At 60.4% G+C, this 16,661-nt stretch carries 15 protein-coding genes; 5 read left to right on the forward strand and 10 right to left on the reverse strand.

Annotated features, from left to right (window positions below):
• Positions 1–38 precede the first annotated feature (38 nt).
• On the reverse strand, positions 39–698 hold the full coding sequence (locus GKQ23_RS04465; protein WP_056231479.1) for a DedA family protein: 660 nt from the start codon (positions 696–698) through the stop codon (positions 39–41).
• A 119-nt stretch (positions 699–817) separates the two neighbouring features.
• Entirely contained in the window at positions 818–2,005 is a 1,188-nt protein-coding gene (metC, locus tag GKQ23_RS04470; RefSeq protein ID WP_056231482.1) for a cystathionine beta-lyase, read from the reverse strand.
• A 255-nt stretch (positions 2,006–2,260) separates the two neighbouring features.
• On the opposite strand from metC, the gene exbB reads away from it, so the two are divergent.
• On the forward strand, positions 2,261–2,995 hold the full coding sequence (gene exbB / locus GKQ23_RS04475; RefSeq protein WP_056231487.1) for a tol-pal system-associated acyl-CoA thioesterase: 735 nt from the start codon (positions 2,261–2,263) through the stop codon (positions 2,993–2,995).
• A 5-nt stretch (positions 2,996–3,000) separates the two neighbouring features.
• The gene (exbD, locus tag GKQ23_RS04480; RefSeq protein WP_212409862.1) at positions 3,001–3,426 is read left to right on the forward strand and encodes a TonB system transport protein ExbD; all 426 of its coding nucleotides are present in this window, start codon (positions 3,001–3,003) and stop codon (positions 3,424–3,426) included.
• 67 nt (positions 3,427–3,493) lie between these two features.
• Here the strand turns inward: exbD and GKQ23_RS04485 are convergent, their stop codons facing one another.
• The 6 genes from GKQ23_RS04485 to GKQ23_RS04510 all read right to left on the reverse strand — a co-directional run bounded on the left by GKQ23_RS04485 (position 3,494) and on the right by GKQ23_RS04510 (position 10,280).
• Positions 3,494–4,810: an MFS transporter gene (locus tag GKQ23_RS04485; RefSeq protein WP_212409863.1), complete on the reverse strand. Its 1,317-nt coding sequence runs from the start codon at positions 4,808–4,810 to the stop codon at positions 3,494–3,496.
• Between the two features lie 143 nt (positions 4,811–4,953).
• Positions 4,954–5,934 (reverse strand): spore coat U domain-containing protein, encoded by a 981-nt coding sequence (locus GKQ23_RS04490; RefSeq protein ID WP_212409864.1) that lies wholly within the window; start codon positions 5,932–5,934, stop codon positions 4,954–4,956.
• Positions 5,931–8,399, reverse strand: a complete 2,469-nt coding sequence (locus tag GKQ23_RS04495; protein WP_212409865.1) for a fimbria/pilus outer membrane usher protein — start codon at positions 8,397–8,399, stop codon at positions 5,931–5,933. The genes GKQ23_RS04490 and GKQ23_RS04495 overlap by 4 nt, the downstream gene beginning before the upstream one ends.
• Positions 8,400–8,402: 3 nt before the next feature.
• The gene (locus tag GKQ23_RS04500; RefSeq protein ID WP_212409866.1) at positions 8,403–9,116 is read right to left on the reverse strand and encodes a molecular chaperone; all 714 of its coding nucleotides are present in this window, start codon (positions 9,114–9,116) and stop codon (positions 8,403–8,405) included.
• 28 nt (positions 9,117–9,144) lie between these two features.
• The gene (locus GKQ23_RS04505; protein WP_212411551.1) at positions 9,145–9,591 is read right to left on the reverse strand and encodes a spore coat U domain-containing protein; all 447 of its coding nucleotides are present in this window, start codon (positions 9,589–9,591) and stop codon (positions 9,145–9,147) included.
• Positions 9,592–9,695: 104 nt separating this feature from the next.
• A complete protein-coding gene (locus GKQ23_RS04510) occupies positions 9,696–10,280 on the reverse strand; it encodes a spore coat protein U domain-containing protein (protein ID WP_212409867.1) in 585 nt (194 codons plus the stop codon).
• Between the two features lie 541 nt (positions 10,281–10,821).
• Here GKQ23_RS04510 and GKQ23_RS04515 point away from each other — a divergent pair.
• Both GKQ23_RS04515 and GKQ23_RS04520 read left to right on the forward strand, forming a co-directional pair.
• Positions 10,822–12,948, forward strand: a complete 2,127-nt coding sequence (locus GKQ23_RS04515; RefSeq protein WP_212409868.1) for a bifunctional diguanylate cyclase/phosphodiesterase — start codon at positions 10,822–10,824, stop codon at positions 12,946–12,948.
• Positions 12,949–13,079: 131 nt separating this feature from the next.
• Positions 13,080–14,528 carry a PLP-dependent aminotransferase family protein gene (locus tag GKQ23_RS04520; protein ID WP_212409869.1) on the forward strand — a complete coding sequence of 483 codons (1,449 nt, stop codon included), beginning with the start codon at positions 13,080–13,082 and terminating at the stop codon, positions 14,526–14,528.
• Here the strand turns inward: GKQ23_RS04520 and GKQ23_RS04525 are convergent.
• A complete protein-coding gene (locus GKQ23_RS04525) occupies positions 14,525–15,010 on the reverse strand; it encodes a YlaC family protein (protein WP_212409870.1) in 486 nt (161 codons plus the stop codon). The genes GKQ23_RS04520 and GKQ23_RS04525 overlap by 4 nt on opposite strands.
• Positions 15,011–15,209: 199 nt before the next feature.
• On the opposite strand from GKQ23_RS04525, the gene GKQ23_RS04530 reads away from it, so the two are divergent.
• Positions 15,210–16,199 (forward strand): lysozyme inhibitor LprI family protein, encoded by a 990-nt coding sequence (locus GKQ23_RS04530; protein WP_212409871.1) that lies wholly within the window; start codon positions 15,210–15,212, stop codon positions 16,197–16,199.
• A 37-nt stretch (positions 16,200–16,236) separates the two neighbouring features.
• Here GKQ23_RS04530 and GKQ23_RS04535 read toward each other — a convergent pair whose 3' ends face one another.
• The gene (locus tag GKQ23_RS04535; RefSeq protein ID WP_146005481.1) at positions 16,237–16,650 is read right to left on the reverse strand and encodes a hypothetical protein; all 414 of its coding nucleotides are present in this window, start codon (positions 16,648–16,650) and stop codon (positions 16,237–16,239) included.
• Between the last annotated feature and the right edge of the window lie 11 nt (positions 16,651–16,661).

The raw sequence follows: 16,661 nt of genomic DNA on the forward strand, positions 1-16,661 counted from the left end.
TCAACGGCCCTGCCCACCACGTGAGTTAATGCTTTTAGTCAGCCTGCGCGCCGTTTGCTTTTTACCACCAGCGCCACGCTGCCAATCAGCCCGAGGCACAGCAGCACCAGCGGCAGCACCATCATGCAGGCCATCACCTGATCCTCGTGGCGTTTGATAAACGGCACCTGGCTGATGGCGTAACCCAGCGTCACCAGAATTGACACCCACAGCAGCCCGCTCAGCCAGTTAAACAGCTGGAAACGCAGGTTGCTGAGGCCGGAGATACCGGCCAGCGTGGGCAGCAGGGTCCGCACAAACGCCAGAAAACGCCCGGCCAGCAGCGCCAGCAGGCCGTGGCGGTTAAACATTGACCATGCGCGCTGATGATAGTGCGCGGGAAGGTGCAGCAGCCAGCCTTTAACCACCCGGGTATTGCCCAGCCAGCGCCCCTGCAGATAGCTCAGCCAGCAGCCGAGGCTGGCGGCGACGGTAAGGATCACCATGGTCGGGATAAAGCCCATCACCCCTTTGGCCACCATCGCCCCGGCCAGCAGCAGCAGGCTGTCGCCGGGCAGAAAGGCGGCCGGCAGCAGGCCGTTTTCCAGCAGCAGCGTGGCAAACATCACGCCGTAAACCACCCAAATTACCTGCGGATTGGCCAGCGCCGCGAAATCCTGGTGCCACAGCGCCTGAACAATCTCGTGCAAAACACCCATTATGATTCCCGTTACCTGCGATTATCGTCGTATTCTACCCGCAAATGCGTTCCGGGATGTTGATCAAAGACGCGAACGGCATGCGCCGTTGCGTCTTTATTGAGGTCAGTTAAGGGAGTTTAGCCGTTCAGGCGGGTAAAACCAGCCTGCAGGTCATCAATCAGGTCATCGGCATTTTCCAGGCCGATGTGCAGGCGTACCAGCGTGCCGGTAAAATCGACGCCCCCCGCCGGGCGAATGTCCGCCAGCTCTTCCGGCTGGTTGGCGAGGATCAGCGACTCAAAGCCGCCCCACGAGTAGGCCATGCTGAACAGGCTGAAGTTGTCGAGGTACAGCGCCAGCCGTTCGGCGCTGAGCCGCTCTTTCAGCACAAACGAGAACAGGCCGCTGCTGCCGGTAAAATCGCGCCGCCAGAACTCATGCCCCTTGCACTGCGGCAGCGCCGGGTGATTGACCACCGCCACCTCATCCCGCTCCGCCAGCCACTGCGCCACGCGGATGCTGCTCTCTTCATGCTGGCGCAGGCGCACCGCCAGCGTGCGCAGGCCGCGGCTGGTGACGTAGGCGGTATCGGCGTCGACCATCTGCCCCATCAGGTAAGAGTTTTCACGCAGCTGCGCCCAGCAGCGTTCATTGGCCACCGCGGTGCCGATCATCGCGTCGGAGTGGCCGACCAGGTACTTGGTGCCGGCCTGAATCGAGATATCCACGCCAGAATCGAGCGCGCGGAACAGGATGCCGGCCCCCCAGGTGTTATCCAGCATGATGATCGCTTCCGGCGCTTTGCGGCGCACCGCGGCCACCAGCCCCGGGATGTCCGGCACTTCCATCGTGATCGAGGCCGGTGACTCAAGGAATACCACGCGGGTGTTGGCCTGCACCAGGTCGCTGATGTCGGTGCCGGGGCGCGGATCGAACCAGCTGGTGGTGACGTTCAGCTTGCTGAGAATTTTGCTGGCGAAATCCTGGGTTGGTTCATAGGCACCACCGCTGATCAGCACGTGGTCGCCGGCGGCGACAAAGGCCAGAATGGCGTTGGCCACCGCCGCCGCACCGCACGGGTAGAGCACGCAGCCCGCGCCGCCTTCCAGCTCGGTCATCGCCTCCTGCAGCGAAAAATGGGTCAGGGTGCCACGGCGACCATAAAACAGCTCGCCGCTGGCACGGCCTGCGGTGGCGCGTTTTTTATCCGCCACGCTGTCAAAAACCAGCGAAGAAGCACGCTGAATAACGCTGTTTACCGATCCCTGCGTGTAACGTTTACTGCGCCCGGCGCTGATTAAGGTGGTTTCCAGTTTCCTGGTCATGGTAAGGCGGGTCCTTGTGGTCACTTTTGTCTGTTTTTTTACGTTAACACGGCTGACGCCACGGGGACATTCAGCGTCTGAGTAAGTGATAAAATTTCACAACGCAAGTGTCCGAAGCCACAGAAAGCAAAAAGTTGTTCAAAAATTGCCTTACAGAGTGTAAATAGTAATGAGAACTACTATCAATTCCCCGCTTTTTTGATATGATCCGCGATGAATTTTTCGTAATCCGTACTCAGACGTTGGAGAAACAGCGTGACAAATGATTTGATGCAGACGGACCTTTCCGTCTGGGGCATGTATCAGCATGCGGACATCGTAGTAAAAGCGGTAATGATTGGGCTGTTACTGGCATCGGTTGTCACCTGGGCCATCTTCTTCAGCAAAAGCATCGAACTCAGCTCGGCGCGCCGTCGCCTGAAGCGCGAACAGCAGCTGCTCTCCGGCGCACGCTCGCTGGACGACGCGACCAAAACCAGCGACGGTTTCAGCGCCAACAGCCTGAGCAGCGTACTGGTGCAGGAAGCGCAGAACGAGCTGGAACTCTCTGCCGGTTCTGACGACAACGACGGTATTAAAGAGCGCACCGCGTTCCGCCTGGAGCGCCGCGTAGCCGCCTTCAGCCGCCACGCCGGCCGCGGTAACGGCTTCCTCGCGACCATCGGGGCCATCGCGCCGTTTGTCGGCCTGTTCGGTACCGTATGGGGCATCATGAACAGCTTTATCGGCATCGCCAAAACCCAGACCACCAACCTTGCGGTGGTGGCACCGGGGATTGCCGAAGCGCTGCTGGCGACGGCGATCGGCCTGGTCGCCGCAATCCCGGCGGTGGTGATCTACAACGTCTTTGCCCGCCTGATCGGCAACTACAAAGCCTCGCTGGGCGACGTGGCTGCCCAGGTGCTGCTGCTGCAGAGCCGCGATCTTGACCTGGCCGCCAGTGAAGATGCTCACCGCGTTAAGTCTGCGCAGAAACTGCGGGTAGGTTAAGCGTTATGGCCATGCGATTAAACGAAGACCTCGACAGCAACGGTGAAATGCACGAGATCAACGTAACGCCGTTTATCGACGTTATGCTGGTGCTGCTGATTATCTTTATGGTCGCCGCGCCGCTCGCCACCGTTGACGTCCGCGTCAATCTGCCTGCGTCCTCCAGTGCGCCGCAGCCGCGCCCGGAAAAACCGGTGTATCTGTCGATCAAAGCGGATAACCAGCTGTTTATCGGCAACGATGCGGTGACCCCGGAGACGCTGGTGCAGGTGCTGACCCGGCAGACCGACGGTAAAAAGGACACCACCATCTTCTTCCAGGCCGATAAAACCGTCGATTATGAAACGCTGATGAGCGTGATGGATAAGCTGCGTGAAGCGGGATATCTGAAAATTGGCCTGATGGGTATGGAAACCGTCGCGAAGAAGTAAGCGTCGGATCCAAAAAAGCCGCTAACCTGCGACAGGTAGCGGCTTTTTTTATGGCAGCAGGTTCGGGTTACGGCCAGGAAACGGCCTGTTCCGCCAGCCGGCGCGCCCGGTACTGCTTCACCAGCGGTTGGATCAGCAGCGTGCCCGCCAGCCCGCAGACGGCGGCAATGCTCAGCCAGACGCCGGGCATCGCCTTGTCGCCGGTGGCGTGGATCAGGTAGCTGCAGATGGCCGGGGTGAAGCCGCCAAACAGCGCGGTGGCCAGGCTGTAGGCCAGCGAGAAGCCGGTCGCCCGCACGTCGGCTGGCATCACCTCGGTCAGATACACCACCATCGCGCCGTTGTAGCTGCCGTAAAGGAACGACAGCCACAGCTCGGCCTCCAGCAGGTGGCTAAAGCTGGGGGCGTTCACCAGCCAGTGCAGCACCGGCCAGGCCGTCGCGATCATCAGCAGGGTAAACAGCAGCAGCAGCGGGCGGCGGCCGACGCGGTCGGACAGCGCACCCATCACCGGCAGCCAGAACAGGTTAGAGACGCCGATGCACAGGGTGACGAAAAAGCTCTGCTTATCGCTCATCATCAGCACCGTTTTGCCGAAGGTCGGCGTGAAGGCGGTGATCATATAGAAGCTGACGGTGGTGGTGACCACCATCAGCATGCCCACCAGCACCAGCGCCCAGTTTCGCACCACCGAGCGCAGCACCTGACGCAGGGTCGGATGGTGTTTACGCTGGCTGAAGGCTTCTGTCTCTTCCAGCATGCGGCGGATCCAGAACAGGAACGGCACGATTAAACAGCCGATGATAAACGGAATGCGCCAGCCCCATTCCGTCACCTGGCCTTTATCCAGCAGGTGGTTAAGCAGCAGGCCGAGCAGCGCGGCAAAAATTACCGCAATCTGCTGGCTGCCGGACTGCCAGCTGACAAAGAAACCTTTTCTGCCCTCTGGCGCAATTTCGGACAGATACACCGACACGCCGCCCAGCTCGACCCCGGCCGAGAAGCCCTGCAGCAGCCGCCCGAGCAGTATCAGCACCGGCGCGGCCATGCCCAGCGTGGCGTAGCCCGGCATCACCGCAATGGTCAGCGTGCCCATCGCCATCAGGCCGAGGGTCAGCAGCAGACCTTTGCGGCGGCCGTGCCGGTCAATATAAGCACCAAGAATAATCGCCCCCAGCGGCCGCATCAGGAAGCCGGCACCGAAGGTCATCAGCGTCAGCATCAGCGAGGCGAAGGGATCGTCACCGGGGAAAAAGGTTTTCGCGATGGCGCTGGCGTAGTAGCCAAACACCATAAAGTCGTACATTTCCAGGAAGTTACCGCTGGTCACGTTAAAGATGGTGCGGGCGTTACCCTGGCGGGAGGGGGAGGTCACATTGTTCATCACGGCTTCCTTGTGGTTTCCCTCCGTTTTATCCCGCCCGTCACGGTTTTAATGTGATGAGGATCACCGCAGGCGTTGCGCTGGCGCACGGATAAGTAACAAAAAATTAACAATTCCAGCCGTGATTAACCGTTACTCATCGATCAGAACGACACGTCTACCGACACCGTATCGGTATAGGAGCCCGCCACCGGCGTATTCTGCGTGGTGAGAATGCGCGCGTTAAACGGGAAAACGCGGGTAATGAAGTCGGCATTGGCCGCCACCGCGCTGCTCGACTGCCGGTCGGTGCCGGTTGGCCCCCAGTAGGTGGTGCCGGTACCCTTATAGATCTGGTAGGCCAGCAGGTTGCTGCCGCTGATCATATAACGCTGATTGCCAACGGCATGCTGACCGTTGGTGATGCCGACGGTATAGGTGCTGCCTTTGGTACAGACAACGCTGATATTACCGCTGAAGGTCGCGAACTGGCTGACCAGCGGCGCGGTGCCGAAGGCCACCGGTTGGGTGGTCAGCGTGGTGCAGTCATTGGTCACGATCGTGCTGACCCGTAAGGTCAGCGTTGAGGAGCCGGTATTTTGCGAACCGAGCAGGCAGGCACCGAGCAGGCCGATGCCGGTACAGACGTTCCAGCTGACCAGGATTGACACATCGGTGGTGTAGGTACCTGCTGCCACCACCGCGCCGGTGCGGGTATAGAGGTAAACCGGAATCCCGAAGTTAACCTGGGTGCTGCCGCCGAGGTTAAGCCCCAGCAGCTTAGAGCTGTCTATGGTATAGGTGTTGCCGGTGGTCAGCAGTTCACTGGCGCAGCTGGTATCAAAGCAGATCCTGAATGGGATTACGTCGCTGCCGAGCCCCATCGCGGCATAAGGGGGCGAACTAAAGGTCGTGGCAGTCCCTTTCAGAGCGATCGTATCTGATGACAGCAGCGCGAGGATCGCCCCCGGGCCACAGTTAACGTTGATGGTCGAGTTAACGTTACTGCTCGTGGTGTTAACGGCAAAAGAGGTCGCCGTGCCAAAGCTGGCGGTAACCGGGCTGGGCACCGTACAGGCGGCCATCGCCGGGGAACCTGCCGCCATCAGCAGCAGCAGAGTAAGGAGCGACAGTAACGGTTTCATGGCGGGTTTCCTGCTGGTGACGGGGCGGGCTGGGGGGGCAGTGCGCACGTTAGCGGGCCGTAGGTGGTCAGTGAGTGCAGACGGCCTTCGGGCACCTGCAGCTGCGTGCTGCAGCTGCGGCCGTCCGGCGTATCCACGCGAATCGGATTATGTACGGAGAGTTTCTCCATCCACACGATGCCGTCCCAGCCGACGTATTCGGTGGCCATGCCAGGACGGCTGACCATCGAACCGACCGGCAGCGGCTGGCCCGCGGCATCGTGTAAAATGACGCTGGCGGCGCGCAGCGGCTCGACCGCCATATTCAGCAGATAGCCGCTCTGGCGCTTTACCGGGAAGCGCTGTTCGACGCTGCTGGCGGCCATATCGGCGGGCAGGTCGAGGCTGTCGATGGAGTATTTTGCCGGGTAGTAAGCGTTGACGCGCGGCACCAGCAGGTAGCCGTTGCGGTTGGTTTTCCCCATCAGCTGATTTTCATACTGCACCTTAACGCCGGGATAACCGGTCTTCACCACCACAAAGGCGTCGTTGACCTGGTTGGCGGGCAGCACCTCGCCGTCCATCAGCACCAGCGAGCCGCTGAGCTGGGCAAAGCTTGTGCTGTTCTGTTGCGTGCCGTAGTAGCCCGCGGCGGTATCAATCTGCTGAGTGCGCCAGCGCAGCGTCGCCTGGCGGTAGTCACCGCCGCTGCTGCTGCCCTGCCTGGCCCAGGCGGCATCGGCGGCAAAACCGCCGTCGGTCGGCATCGCACGTGACACGTAAAAGCGCTGGGCGGTATCGCCCTGCTGATTGCGCTCCACGCTGATGCTGCCGCTGAGCAGGTCGCTGAACGGCACCGACAGCGACAGCATGCCCGACCAGTCCCCGGCCTGCATATCGCGGCTGGCGGAGAGATACAGGTTGCTGTTGCCCCATAAACTTTTGCTCCACGACAGGTTCAGCAGCCGGGTACGGTCGCCCTGGCCGCTGGTAATGTCGATCAGCGCCGCACCGAGGTTGCCATAGCGATCCAGCGTGGCGCTGGCGTTGTACTGGCCGATGCGGCGGCTCATGCTGGAAAAATAGGTCGCTGGCACGGGCTGCCCGTCGCTGACCGGCTGTGGGGAAAGGTCACGATCGTAGCGGTCGGCGAACACGCCCAGATCGCCATAACCGGCGTCGCGCAGCGTATGCTGGGTGCTGAGATTGAAGCGGTTGGCCGTGTACTGCCAGCCCCAGCTGTACTGCCGGCCACCTTCGCCCTGCAGCCGGCTGCCGCTCATCGAACCGTTTACTACCCCCAGCGATCCGATGCGCACCTGTACGCCGCTGCCGGCCAGCGCCAGCGACTCTGCACCTTCCGCATGGCTCTCCAGCGTCAGCCAGTCGGTCACGCCGTAGCGAAAGGAGCCGCTGCTGGCCGCCGGGCCGTAGTCAAAGCTCTGCAGGCCGTAGTTTTCGCGCAGCGCGCCGGCGGCAAACGAGAAGTCGCTGAGGCCGCTTTTCAGCAGGTTGCCGGTGACGTAGAACGGCAGGGTGGTGGTCACCTGGCGGCCCAGCGCATCGGTGGTGACCACCACCGCGTTACCTGCGCCATTAACAAACGGCATATTGGTCAGTGAGAAGGGGCCGGGCTGCACGTTACTGCTGCTGGCCTTATAGCCGTTCACAAACAGATCGACGGTGGAGGGCAGCGCCGCCTGGCCGGAAAACGACGGCAGCGGGTAGGTAATCAGGTCCGGGCGCACCGAGAAGTCACGGCCGATCTGGATGCCGCCCAGCCGCACGCTGTTGCTCCATGCCAGAGCATCGGTATACAGGTCACCGACGCGCACGCTGAGCACGTCATCCTCATTCTGGTTGGCCCACCAGCTGTCGTAGCGAATATAGCCGTTGTCGCTGTAGCCCTCCGCTCCGCTCAGGCGCTGCTGCAGGCTGCCGTTAGTGGAAAACTGGCCGTAACCGCCGAACAGGCGCAGCTCGTTCCATGCCGACAGCTGGGTGCCGCCGCCGCTGCTCTGCCGGGCGTAAATATCGTAGTTAAACAGCGCGCCGACGCTGCTGCGCGCAGCAAAGCGCGGGAGGTTGCTGAGCGGTTCGCCGAGGATCTGCTGCGGCAGCCACGCCGCCGGAACGGTCAACAGAATACGCTGGCTGGCCGCATCGTAGCTGGCTTTTACCCCGTCCAGCGCCGAAACATCCACCAGGCCGCTGCCAGACTTTGCTGCGGGAATGCCGGCTTTTTGCAAATCCTCTGCGCGCAGCAGGTAGTGCTGGTCGCGAAATTCGACCGGGACCAGGTCGCTGCCGTCGCGCCCGTTCACCGACAGCCCCAGCATATAGTTCTGCTGCTGCGCCGCCCCCATCGCTGGCGGCGGGGGTAAACCGTCGAAGGTCTCCGCGCCGGCCGGCAGCGAGGGCAGGCAGCTCAGCAGCCCGGACAGTGCCAGGCAGCAGCGGTGTAAAGACGATCGACAGGTGACCATCGGCTAGCGTGAAGCGCCGCTACGCCAGCTTTTATTATTGCCGAGGCTGGCATTCAGCTCACCGCTGGCTGAGGCAGAAACGCCGATCGGGAAGGTATTGCTGCTGCCCGCCAGCACATAGCCAAGCAGCCCTTCCGACACCTTACGGCCGCCAATCGTCACGTCGCTGAGGCGGGCGTGGCCGCTGCCGGCGTTGCTGATTTCCAGCGCGTTTTTGCCGTTCTGATTCAGCAGCCGCCAGCTCAGCTGAGGCTTAGCGGTGGCCGCGCTGAGGCCGGGACCGTAGACAAACAGCGGTACCGAATATCGCATCTGGAAGTTCAGCCCGCTGCCCTGCTGGCCCGGCTGTTTCGGCGTGGGGATCTCATCCAGCAGGATGCGATAAGCCTGCTCTTTACCGGCAGCGGGCATCACCTGACGCACCAGCCGGATCAGCTGTTTTTTGCCGGGTTCAATCCGCACCATCGACGGACTGGCCATCACCTGCTGCTGGGTCTGAAACTGTTCGCGGCCGCCGGCCTGCTGCCAGAGGAACACGCGCACCTGCATCAGCGTGGTATCGCTGCCGCGGTTTTCAATCCACAGTTCGGCGGCGTTATCGTCGCTGCCGATTTTCGGATCGATCGGAGAAATCAGCACCGAGTTGCCGGCAGCGACGTGCCAGGAAATCAGACTGAGCACGACAAAGACAAGTTTCCTGGCGAAAGAAGCGGTCATAGTCATCCCTTTAATTGCGCCCGTCGCACTACCAGGTCAGCGTTACCGTTAACGTATCGCTGTAGGTACCTGCGCGGTAAACCCCGCTCAGTGACAGCTGGCCGTAGACGGGTAGCGTAATATTATTGGCATTGGTCAGCGTGGGTATCGTGACGTTCTGATTCACCGGAATGGCGGTGGTCATCCCTGCATCGCTGTACAGGGTGTAAGCCACCAGATCGGTGTTATTCGCCACCTTCAGGTTGCGGCTGGTGCCGAAATTACTGCCGCCGTTAATGCTCATCAGCAGGCTGGTTCCCGGCGTACAGGCCAGCGTCAGGGTGGCGTTTTTGACAAAGCTGGCGGTCAGCGTCGCCGTGCCAACCCCGGCGCGGCTGCCAAAATCCAGCGCGCCCATCACCCCGAGGTTGGTGCCTGATATAACGCAGCCGTTGCTGATGGTGGCGCTGACCGCCATCGGTGCCGCGGCGGGCATCGCCGCGCTGCGATGGCAAAACAGCAGCAGCAGCAACAGCCCTGCCCGACAGCGGCTTAACCCGCGCCCCCGTTCTGACGGCACCCTGATTTTCCAACGTTCGATCAGTAGTTAATCGCGACGGTAATGGTGTCGAGGTAGTCGCCGGCCGGGATCAGCGGGTTATTGCCCCCCTGGGTAATACGACCGTAGATCGGATAGTTGGCTCCCAGCGTTGGGCTGGCGGTACCTGACGCGGTCAGGTTAACGCCGTTAGCGATCGGCGTGGTTGATGCTTCAGACGGATAGAGCGTGTAGGCCACGGCGCGGGTGGCATCGGTCGCCGTCTTCAGATAGCGCGGCGCGGTGCTGACAAAGCCAAAGATATTGGCAACGTCGGTCGGCGCGGCATTGGCGCTGCCGGTCACCTGTACCGTCGGCGTGGCGCCGGTGGTACAACGCACGTAGATACCGTTACCCGCACTGCCGATCAGCACCGCGTTCAGGTCGGTAAAGATGGTGGTGCTGGTGCCGAAGCTCAGGGCACCTAAGTTGATATTACCGCTGGTCGGCGTCGGTGAGCCGTTGACCAGACAGCCATTGGTCAGCGTCAGGGTGACGTTAATAATCCCGTTGGAGGTGGCAGCAAAGCCCGAAGAGGCCATACCGAGCCCAAGCGTACAGCCCAGCAGAAAAAGCTTAGTTTTCATAACCATTCCTTACTGATTAGAGTGATTAAAGTGCTTTTTCGCCTGATGAAATTTCACGTAAGCCCGGCTTAACCGGGCAAGGGTATTCTGTATGCCTGTCACTCAGTGTGTGAATCAGGTCAGTAATTTCTGCCACATGAATTAACAAGTTAGCGCAATTTGACTTAACTATAGATCAGTCTGTAAGTGGCTGTGAAGGAGATCTTCGAAATTTTATTTAACTGTTAACGCTATAAAATATAAGTAAACCTACGTTGTTAAATTCCCTCGCAAAAATAAATCAAGATTTATCTGATACCGGTCTAGGCTATTGAGAGGGGCGGTGATAAGGTTCCCCTTCGAAAAATTTGTGTTAACAAACATGATGAATTATAGGGATTAACGGTGTGCTTCACTCCCCCATACTGTCGTTTACTGGCGGTAGGGTGTCACCGACCCTCCCGCTGGCGAAAACGACCCGTTCAGTGACCTAGAAAAAATAACATCAGCAAAATTTATTTATACTGAGTCAGGATATGGCTTCTGCATCCAGGATTTTCACATGCTCATGAGTTCCTACGACCAGCTACTGGTTACTGTATCTTTTATCGTCGCTATTATGGCCTCGTATACCGCGCTGGATATGGCTGGCCGGGTTGCGACGTCGACCGGGAAAGTGGCGCATGTCTGGCTGGTGGGCGGCGGCTTTGCGATGGGCGTCGGCATCTGGGCGATGCACTTTATCGGCATGCTGGCGATGAGCCTGCCGGTGGTGATGAGCTATAACGCGCTGCTGACCGGCGTGTCGATGCTGATCGCGGTAGCAGCATCAATGTTTGCCCTGTGGGTGGTCTGTTATGGCGAGCTGCCGTGGTACCGGCTGGCCGGTGGCGCGGTGATTATGGGCAGCGGCGTGGTGGCGATGCACTATACCGGCATGGCCGCGCTGATGGTCGAACCGGGTATTGTCTGGCACTGGGGCTGGGTGGCCGTGTCGGTAATGATTGCCTTTGGTGCCTCCGGTGCCGCGCTGTGGCTGGCCTTTCACCTGCGGCTGAAAATGGGCTACCTGACGCTGAAGCGCGGCGGCGCGGCGGTGGTGATGGGCCTGGCGATCGCCGGTATGCACTACACCGGCATGGCCGCCGCCAGTTTCCCGATGGAAAGTCATACCGCACATATGGGGGTTAACAGCAGCTGGCTGGCGATCCTGGTGATCGTGGTCACGCTGGCGGTGCTGGGGATCACCCTGCTGGTATCGATGCTCGACGCGCGGATGCAGGCGCGTACCTCAGTGCTGGCCTCATCGCTGGCCGAAGCCAACCGTGAGCTGGCCCAGCTGGCGCTGCACGATAACCTGACCCGGCTGCCGAACCGTATTCTGCTGGAAGACCGGCTGGACCAGGCGCTGAATAAAGCCACGCGGGAAGACTCTAAGTTCGCGCTGATGTTTATGGATCTTGACGGTTTCAAGGCGGTCAATGACGCCTTTGGCCACCATATCGGTGACAGCCTGCTGATCGCCGTCAGCGAACGGATGAAAGAAAAGATGGATGGCCACCATACGCTGGCGCGGCTCGGCGGCGATGAGTTTGTGCTGCTGATCGAAATCGACGATCCGAACGATGCGGCCACGGTTGCCGATGCGCTGGTCAAGGCGGTGGAAGCGCCGTTTGATATCTCCCGCTATGAGCTGGTGGTGTCGCTCAGCATCGGTATCGCGGTGTTCCCGGGGGACGGAGCCGACGAGCGTGAACTGATGTTTAACGCCGATGCCGCCATGTACCATACCAAGAATAACGGCCGTAACGGTTATACCTTCTTCCAGCCTTCGATGAACACCATTGCCCAGAGCCAGCTGCAGCTGATTAACGATCTGTGGCTGGCGCAGGAGCATCACGAGCTGCGCCTGTTCTACCAGCCGAAGTTCTGCGCACCCAGCGGGCCGGTGATCGGCTTTGAGGCGCTACTGCGCTGGCAGCATCCGCAGCGCGGCCTGCTGACCCCGGACGTGTTTCTGCCGCTGGCGGAGAAAACCGGCCTGATTATCAGCATCGGCAACTGGGTGATTGATGAAGCCTGCCGCCAGCTGCGCGAGTGGCACCTGCAGGGCAATGCCCAGTGGTCGGTGGCGGTCAACCTGTCGGCGCTGCAGTTTGAGCAGAGCGGGCTGGTGGAAACGGTGGTGTCGGCGCTGCAGAAGCACCAGATCCCGGCGGAGCTGCTGACGCTGGAGGTCACCGAAACCACCGCGATGCGCGATCCGGACGAAAGCGTGCGCATCCTCACCCGGCTGACCGAACTGGGGGTGAAAGCGTCAATCGACGATTTTGGCACCGGCTACTCCAGCCTGCTGTACCTGAAGCGGCTGCCGGCCAGCGAGCTGAAGATCGACCGTGCGTTTGTCCGCGAGCTACAGGCGCAGACGGAAGATGCCACCATTGTCACCGCCATCGTTGCCTTAGCACAGACCCTCAATCTGAAGGTGGTGGCGGAAGGGGTGGAGACCGTGGAGCAGCAGGATTTCCTCACCAGCCTCGGCTGTAACACCCTGCAGGGTTACCTGCTCGGACGGCCGATCCCGGCCGATCGGGTACCGGAACTGGCGGATTATGTCAGTAAAGACGCCAGCCCTGCGGCGAATAACGCCGCCGGTGGGCTGGCCGCCAGCCGTCAGGGCGCACACTGACCGGCGCTTCCCGCAGGTGCCGCGTCTGGCGGCGGCCTGCGGGAACGTTCCCGCCAGCACGGGTTGATTTACTGTCAACGCGCTGCAACCTATAATAGTTCTCCAATTCCTGCATCTGGCCTGTAACAGTCGTGGCAAAATATGAGCAGCTGGTGGCGCAGATTCGCCAGCAAATTGAGAGCGAAATCTGGCTGCCGGGGGAAAAACTGCCCTCGCTGCGCGAGCAGGTGGGCCTGAGCGGCGTAAGCCTGATGACGGTGATGCACGCCTACCAGGTGCTGGAGAGCCAGGGCTGGATCCAGTCACGCCCGCAGTCCGGCTACTACGTGGCGCCGCGCGCCGAATTCCTCAGCCAGCCGGTCAGCCATCAGAAGCTGCAGCTGGCGGAGTCGGTGGATATCAACGCCTTTATTTTCGATGTGTTACAGGCCAGCCGCGATCCGCACATCATCCCCTTTGGCTCCGCCTTTCCTGACCCCGAGCTGTTTCCGCAGCGCCAGCTGATGCGCGCGCTGACCACCGTTTCGCACAGCATGAAGGCGGTGGACGCGCTGCACAATCTGCCACCCGGCAACGAGGCGCTGCGCAAAACGCTGGCGCAGCGCTATGCGCTACAGGGGGTGCAGGTGACGCCGGACGAAATTGTCATCACCAACGGAGCGATGGAAGCGCTGAATCTCAGCCTGCAGGCGCTGACCGAGCCGGGTGACTGGGTGGCAATTGAAAACCCGTCCTTTTATGGCGCGCTGCAGGCAATCGAGCGGCTGAAGCTGAAGAGCGTGGCGATCGCCACCGACCCGCAGAACGGCATCGATCTCGACGAACTGAGCCGCGCGCTGCAGCGCTGGCCGATCAAGGCGTTATGGATGATGAGCAATCAGCAGAACCCGGTTGGCTGCACCCTGAGCAAAGCCCGCAAGCAGCAGCTGGTGGCGCTGCTGGCGCAGCATAACGTGGCGCTGATTGAGGATGACGTCTACAGCGAGCTCTATTTCGGCGCGGAGAAGCCGCTGCCGGCCAAAGCCTTCGACCGCAATGACAACGTGCTGCACTGCTCGTCGTTTTCGAAAAACCTGGTGGCCGGCTTTCGCGTCGGCTGGGTGGCCGCCGGAAAACATGCCCAGCGCATCCAGCGGCTGCAGCTGATGAGTACGCTGTCAACCAGCGCCCCGATGCAGCAGGCGCTGGCCACCTACCTCGGCACCCGCAGCTACGATCTGCATCTGCGCCGCCTGCGGCAGGTGCTGGAACAGCGTAAAAATCTGGCGCTGCTGTCGCTGAAGCGCCATCTGCCCGACGGCGCGCGCATCAACGAGTCGCGGGGGGGCTACTTCTTATGGATTGAGCTGCCGGGCGGGGTGAATACCACCCAGCTTTACTACCGGGCGTTAGAGCAGAACATCAGCATTGCGCCGGGTAAGATGTTCTCATCCAGCGAGCAGTACGCGAACTACTTCCGCTTTAACACCGCCTGGTGGCAGGAGCCACACGATGCGGCGGTCGCGACGCTGGGCCGGCTGATCGTCGAACTGATCGCCGGGCCGGCGGCGTTACCGCCCGGCACGCGGGCAGGGGGTTAGACCGCGGCGGCGCTCTTCTGGCCCCAGGTCAGGCGGAACACGTCGTAAAAGTCGACTTCGCCCTTTTTGGTCAGCAGTTTATCCACGCCCTGTTTGATCTCGTCCGGCACCTTGTCGTTGTTAAGAATATCGTTGATCGCCTGCGGCGACAGGGTGCGAATGTAGTACCACTCGCCGTAATAGCAGACGCGAATATCGCTGACGTTGTCGATATCCTCGAAGCGGTATTTCGGCGTCACGTCCAGCAGCATCAGGCCGCTCATCAGTACGATAAACAGCGTCGCGCCCCAGAAGGCCGGCCAGCCGAGAAAGTCGGTGGTAAAGATCAGCGCGACGGTCAGAATGTAGCAACCGTACATCGATGCCCACAGGCCCGGGTGTTTTTTCAAAAAGCTGAAGCTGAAGCGCGGTTTGTTATCGCGTTGCTCGGCGCGATTCAGGCTATCAATCTCGCGCAGCAGAATTTTTTTGACTTCTTCCATGGATTACCTCTGTTATGGAATGCGGACAGAGTGATAGTAAACGCTATTTTTGCCGGTAACAGCAGACACAGTTCACGTTTATCAGGCTATAACAGTTTGGTGAACGGGTGAAAGAGTAGCTGTAAAAGTGCCCGGCGTGTAAACTTGGCTGCCCCGCAGCACCGCGGTGTGGTTCGGGATAATGGAGGCGTGAGCATACATGATGTTGAAATTTCTCCCCTTGCTTGCAGGCAGCCTGTTACTCGGATCGGGGCTGCCGGTGCAGGTGCTGGACTGCGGACGAGCGGCCAGCCTGATGGAAAATACCGTCTGCGATGTGCCGGAGCTAAGCTGGCTGGATCGCGTATTTAGCAACGCATTTAATGATGAAGTGCTGCGGGATCCCCCCGGTGCCACGCAACGGATCGCGGCGTGGGCGGCAACGCGTGATGCCTGCCGCAACGCAGGCTGCCTGCGGGGAGTCTACCTGAGCGGTATTGGCCAGCTGCATCAGACCCCGCAAACCTTCGACTGGGAAGGCCAGTGGTGGAACACCAGCGCTACGGCGGGCAACGGCGGGCGGATTAATATCAAGCATCCGGCAAAATGGCAGTACCGCATGGATGTGGAAGCCTGGGGCGGCAGTCATCGTTATGACTTCACCAGCAGCCTCGATTTTTATGGCGGCCTGGCGCTGAGTTATAACCCTGTATGGGGAGGTGATTGTGGCCTGATCCTGATCCCCCTGCCGGATGGCCGGTTAAAGGTGAGCAGCGATCAGCAGGGAAAGTGTGATGTGCTGCTACCCGGCATCATGGCCTTCGACGGCATCTATATGAAAGCAGAGGCCGATCCGCGGCCGGACGCGACGTTACTGAGCCTCGGTATCTTCCCGGATAAAGCCACGGATGAGCGCTTCCGACAGCTGGTGGGCAGTGATTATGCGCACTATCTGGCCACGGCCACCCGCTTTGTCTACGGTGATGACCAGGATAACCTCGGGGCCACCGTGGTCACGATGTGGTACGAAGGGATGGCCAACCGGCGGGCGGCGATAGTGATGTACACGCCTGACGGCAACATCTGGGCGATGCGCGTGGAACCGGGCGGAAAACAGGGGGTCAGCGTCCATTATGCCACCACCGCGCAGGATAAGCAGGCGCTGCCTGAAACGCTGAAGGCGTGGCGGGCGCGTTTTGCCGATCGCTAACGCTGGCGGGGCAGCGCTGCCCCGTCAGCCTGACGTATCAGTTGACCAGTAAAATTTGCCCTGACGGCGTAATGGCCAGCAGGTCTTTGCCAAAATGTACCGCATCAAAGCGCACGCCGTTCTGCTCCGCGTTACCCAAAATATTTTTGATCATTCTGGCGTTGCCGCTGTCCGCATAGTGGATCGGGCGATAGCGCCAGGTGACGCCTTCACCGTCGGCCTGGGGTTGTTCAAGGCTGACTTTCGCCATAAACCGGTTGTCATTGGGGCTGGTCAGGGTGAGCACCAGGCTGTTGTCGCGCCGATCGAAGTGGGTGTCGTAAATTTCCCGCTGGCTGGCCAGCAGATCGTAATAGCCCAGCTGTAGATCTTCCCCGGTGAAGGTGTCAAAAAGTAGCGCACCACCCTTATCGGAGGGCCGGTGAATCAGCCCGGCGGCTAAAAGCAGCACTGTAATCAGCA

Source organism: Erwinia sp. E602 (genome assembly GCF_018141005.1).
Classification (GTDB): Bacteria; Pseudomonadota; Gammaproteobacteria; order Enterobacterales; family Enterobacteriaceae; genus Erwinia.